Genomic DNA, 5,092 nt, shown 5'->3' with positions numbered 1-5,092 from the left:
TCGCCGAGGCGCTCGGTGGCCTGGACGCGTTGTCGATCGCCGCCGTCAACGGGCCGACCTCCGTGGTGATATCGGGCGATGAACACCAAGTCCTGGAGACGGCGAAGCGGTTCGCTCAGCAGGGTCGTAAGACCAAGCGCCTGACGGTCTCGCACGCCTTCCACTCGCCGCGTATGGAGCCGATGCTGGCGGAGTTCCGCCGGGTCGCGGAGGGGCTGTCGTATCAGGCGCCGCGTATCGCGGTCGTCTCCAACGTGACCGGTGGGATGGCCACCGCCGAGGAGCTGTGCGATCCGGGTTACTGGGTGCGGCACGTCCGTGAGGCGGTGCGCTTCGCGGACGGGGTCGGCGTACTCGCCGAGCAGGGTGTGCGGACCTTCGTCGAGCTGGGTCCGGACGGTGTCCTGTCCGCGATGGGCCAGGACAGTGTCGACGCCCTGTTCGTGCCCGCCCTCCGTACTGACCGGCCTGAAGCGCAGAGCGTGACCACCGCTGTCGCCCAGGCTCACGTCCGCGGAGCCACCGTCGACTGGCCGACGTTCTTCGCCGGGCGCGGCGCCAAGATGGTCGACCTGCCCACCTACGCCTTCCAGCACCAGCGGTACTGGCTGGCCGGCGGCCGGTTCGCGGGTGGTGCGGAACGCGCCGGGCTCGGTTCTGCCGGACACCCGCTGCTCAGCACGGCGGTCGAACTGCCCGACACCGGGGGAGTGTTGTACACCGGCCGGCTGTCACTGGAGGAGCAGCCGTGGCTGGCGGACCACGCCGTCCTGGGCTCGGTCCTGCTGCCCGGTGCCGCACTGGTGGACCTGGCCGTGTGGGCGGGTGATCAGTCCGGCTGCGGGCGGGTCGCGGAGTTGACGTTCGAGAACCCGTTGGTCCTCCCGGCGCGGGGCGCCGTACAGATCCAGGTCGTGGTCGGGGACGCGGACGAGGCGGGGCGGCGTGCGCTGACCGTGTACTCGCGTCCGGCGGCAGCGACCGGGGGCTCCTGGACCCGGCACGCCGACGGCCTGCTGGCCCCGGAGAGCACCGTCCCCGCGGCGGAGGTGTCGGTCTGGCCGCCCGTGGACGCCGAGCCGGTGCCGGTCGACGGCCTGTACGAGGACCTTGCCGACCTCGGCCTGACCTACGGGCCGGTGTTCCAGGGGCTCCGGGCCGCGTGGCGCCGGGGCGCGGAGGTGTTCGCCGAGGTCGCCCTGCCGGAGGCCATGGCGGACGAGGCCGCGCGGTACGGTCTGCACCCGGCGCTGCTGGACGCGGTGCTGCACACGGCCGGGCTGACCTCGCCGGCCGAGGAGGCCGGGGCGGCGCGGCTGCCGTTCTCCTGGGCCGGGGTCAGCCTGCACGCGGCGGGCGCCACCGAACTGCGGGTACGGCTGGCCTCCGTCGGCACCGACGTCTTCTCGCTGGCGGTCACCGACCCCTCGGGCGAGGCCGTCGCCACCGTGGACGCGCTGACCGTACGGCCGGTGACCGCCGAGCAGTTCGACACCGCCCGCGGCACCGGTCACGGCGGGTCGCTGTTCCGTGTGGACTGGACACCCCTGCCCATGGCGCCGTCGGCTGCCGCGGAGGGTTCCTGGGCCGTGCTGGACGACTCCGCAGGCCTGGCAACGCTGCTGAGCGGCGAGGGCGCCGCGGTGTCGTCGTACCGGGACCTCGCCGAACTGGCGGCGGTGGACGGACGAGTACCGGACGTGGTCGTGGCGGCCGTACCCGACCGCTCGGGCGCGCTGTCCGGGGAAGCGGGCGGCGAGGGCCTGCCCGAGCCGGTGCACGAGACCGCTCGATGGACGCTGGATCTCGTACGGGAGTGGCTGTCGCACGAGCGGTTCTCGGGCTCACGTCTGATCCTGGTCACCCGTGGCGCGGTGGCGGTCGAGGCGGGCGAGCAGGTGCCCGACCCCGCCGCTGCCGCCACGTGGGGGCTGGTGCGTTCGGCGCAGTCCGAGCATCCGGAACGGTTCGTCCTGGCCGACCTCGACGCGGCCCCGGCGCCCGGTACGGCGATCGCGCTCGCGGCGGTGCTCGCCGCCGGTGAACCGCAGGCCGCGGTGCGGTCCGGTGCCGTGCGCGTGCCACGGCTCACCCGCGACGTCTCCTCGACCCCGGCCGCCCCACCGGTGTGGGACGCCGAGGGCACGGTGCTCGTCACCGGGGGCACGGGCGCGCTCGGCGCCCTGGTGGCCCGGCATCTCGTGGCCGAACACGGCGTACGCCACCTGCTGTTGACCAGCCGCCGCGGCCTGGCGGCGCCTGGCGCCGCCGAACTGCGCGACGAGCTGACCGGGCGGGGCGCGCGGGTGACGGTGGCCGCCTGCGACGTCGCCGACCGGGACGCGCTCGCGAGGACTCTGGCCGAGGTGCCGGCGGAGCACCCGCTGCGCGCCGTGGTGCACACCGCCGGTGTCCTCGACGACGGCGTGCTGGAGGCGCTGTCGCCGGAGCGCGTCTCACGTGTCCTGCGCCCCAAGGCCGACGGCGCGTGGCATCTGCACACGCTGACCCGGCACCTCGACCTGTCCGCGTTCGTGCTGTTCTCCTCCGCTGCCGGCGTGCTCGGCGGCCCCGGACAGGCCAACTACGCCGCCGCGAACGCCTTCCTGGACGCGCTGGCCGCGCACCGCCACGCCGCCGGGCTGCCCGCCCGGTCCCTGGCGTGGGGCCTGTGGGACCAGACGGACGGTATGGCCGGCGCGCTCGACGCCGAGGACCTGGAGCGGCTGCGGCGCTCCGGGATGAAACCGTTGTCCGCCGAGCAGGGCATGGCCCTGTTCGACGCGGCGTGCCGGGCCGGTGACCCCGTCCTCGTGCCGCTGCGCCTGGACACGTCCGCGCTGCCCGTGGAGCCGGCCGCGGCGGTTCCCGCGCCGTTGCGCGGCCTGGTCCGCAGGCCGGTCAGGAAGCGGGCGGGCACCGGCGGCGGTGCGCTCTCCCTCAAGGGACGGCTGGTGGCCCTGGCGGAGGCCGACCGTACCCGTACATTGCTGGAGCTGGTCCGTACCGAGGTGGCGGCCGTGCTCGGCCACGCCTCCGGGGCGGAGATCGAGCCCTCGCGGGCCTTCGGCGAGCTGGGCTTCGACTCCCTGAGCGCCGTGGAACTCCGCAACCGTCTGACCGCTGCCACGGAACTCCGGCTTCCCGCGACCCTGATCTTCGACCACCCGACGCCCGCAGCGCTCGCGAACCGCCTCCGGGTCGAACTGCTGGGCGAAGATGAGGCCACGGACACCTCGGTGACGACGGTCGCCGCGGCGGACGAGCCGATCGCGATCATCGGCATGGCCTGCCGCTACCCCGGCGGCGTGATGTCGCCGGAAGAGCTGTGGCGGCTGATGGCCACCGACGGCGACGGCATCGGCGGGTTCCCCACCGACCGCGGCTGGGACCTGGAGAAGCTGTACGACCCCAGCCCGGACAACCCCGGTACGTCGTATGTGCGCGACGGTGGCTTCCTCTACGAGGCGGCTCAGTTCGACCCGGGATTCTTCGGCGTCGTCCCCAGCGAGGCGCTGGCGATGGACCCACAGCACCGGCTGCTCCTGGAGACCTCCTGGGAGGCGTTCGAGCGGGCGGGCATCGACCCCGGCACCCTCAAGGGCAGCCGGACCGGTGTCTTCGCCGGAATCATGTACCAGGACTACGCCTCCCAGGTCGGTGCCGTCCCCGAGGGGGTCGACGGCTACCTGGGCTCGGGCAACGCCGGCAGCATCGCCTCCGGGCGTGTCGCCTACACCTTCGGGCTGGAAGGCCCGGCCATGACAGTGGACACCGCCTGCTCGTCCTCGCTGGTCGCCCTGCATCTCGCCGCGCAGGCACTGCGATCAGGGGAGTGCACGCTGGCGCTGGCCGGCGGCGTCTCCGTGATGTCAACGCCGAACACCTTCGTGGAGTTCTCGCGTCAGCGCGGTCTCGCCGCCGACGGTCGCTGCAAGTCCTTCGCGGACGCGATCAAGATGGTGATGGCGATGCGGCACGGTGTGCTGCCGCGGACCCTGCACGTGGACGAGCCCTCGCAGCAGGTCGACTGGTCCGCGGGCGCGGTCGAGTTGCTGACCGAGGCGCGGGAGTGGCCGGAGAGCGGGCGACCCCGCCGCGCCGGCGTCTCCTCTTTCGGGCTCAGCGGCACCAATGCGCACGTGGTCCTGGAACAGGGCCCGCAGGACGCAACGGTCGACGCGGCGGAAACCGTGACCGTCGACTCGCCGGTGGTGCCCTGGGTGCTGTCCGGACGCACGGAGGCGGCCCTGCGCGCCCAGGCACGGCGCCTGGCCGAGCAGGTGAGCTCTCGCCCGGAAGCGGCATCGGCCGACGTCGCCCTGTCGCTGGCCACGACGAGGGCGGCCCTGGGCGGGTATGGGCCGGGAGTTGTATGGGGCGTTTCCGGTGTTCGCGGAGGCGTTCGATGCGGTGTGTGCGCGGTTCGAGGGGGAGTTGGAGGTTGCTCTCTTCCGGCTCCTGGAGTCGTGGGGTGTGACGCCGGATGTGCTGCTGGGGCATTCGATCGGTGAGCTGGCTGCCGCGTTTGTGGCGGGTGTGTGGTCGCTGGAGGACGCCTGTGTCCTGGTCGCGGCACGCGGCCGTCTGATGCAGGCGCTGCCCGCCGGTGGTGCGATGGTGGCCGTGCAGGCCACGGAGGCCGATGTCGCCGAGGCGCTTGACGGCCTGGACGCGGTGTCGATCGCCGCCGTCAACGGGCCTACGTCCGTGGTGATTTCGGGCGACGAGCACCAAGTCCTGGAGACGGCGAAGCGGTTCGCTGATCAGGGTCGTAAGTCCAAGCGCCTGACGGTTTCCCATGCCTTCCACTCTCCGCACATGGAGCCGATGCTGGAGGAGTTCCGTCAGGTGGCGGAGAAGCTGTCGTTCCACGCGCCGCGTATCCCCGTCGTTTCGAACGTGACGGGCCGCCCGGCCACCGCCGAGGAGCTGTGCGACCCGGGTTACTGGGTGCGGCACGTCCGTGCGGCGGTGCGCTTCGCGGACGGGATGCGGGCGCTGGCCGAGCAGGGTGTGCGGACGTTCATCGAGCTGGGCCCGGACGGTGTCCTGTCCGCGATGGGCCAGGACAGTGTCGACGCAGTGTTCG

2 protein-coding genes are annotated in these 5,092 nt (G+C 73.1%); both read left to right on the top strand.

Annotated features, from left to right (window positions below; all coding sequences use genetic code 11):
* Positions 1-4,514: type I polyketide synthase (locus IO24_RS45895; protein WP_425274909.1), on the top strand; the 4,514-nt coding region annotated here is incomplete at its 5' end.
* The coding region (locus IO24_RS47835; protein ID WP_425274908.1) for an acyltransferase domain-containing protein at positions 4,477-5,092 on the top strand (616 nt) is incomplete at its 3' end. The genes IO24_RS45895 and IO24_RS47835, both read left to right, overlap by 38 nt.

The organism is Streptomyces flavovariabilis (genome assembly GCF_000725785.1).
Classification (GTDB): domain Bacteria; phylum Actinomycetota; class Actinomycetes; order Streptomycetales; family Streptomycetaceae; genus Streptomyces; species Streptomyces hawaiiensis.
The sequence above is the reverse complement of the archived record's forward strand: the minus strand, read 5'-3'. Positions and strand labels throughout refer to the sequence as shown.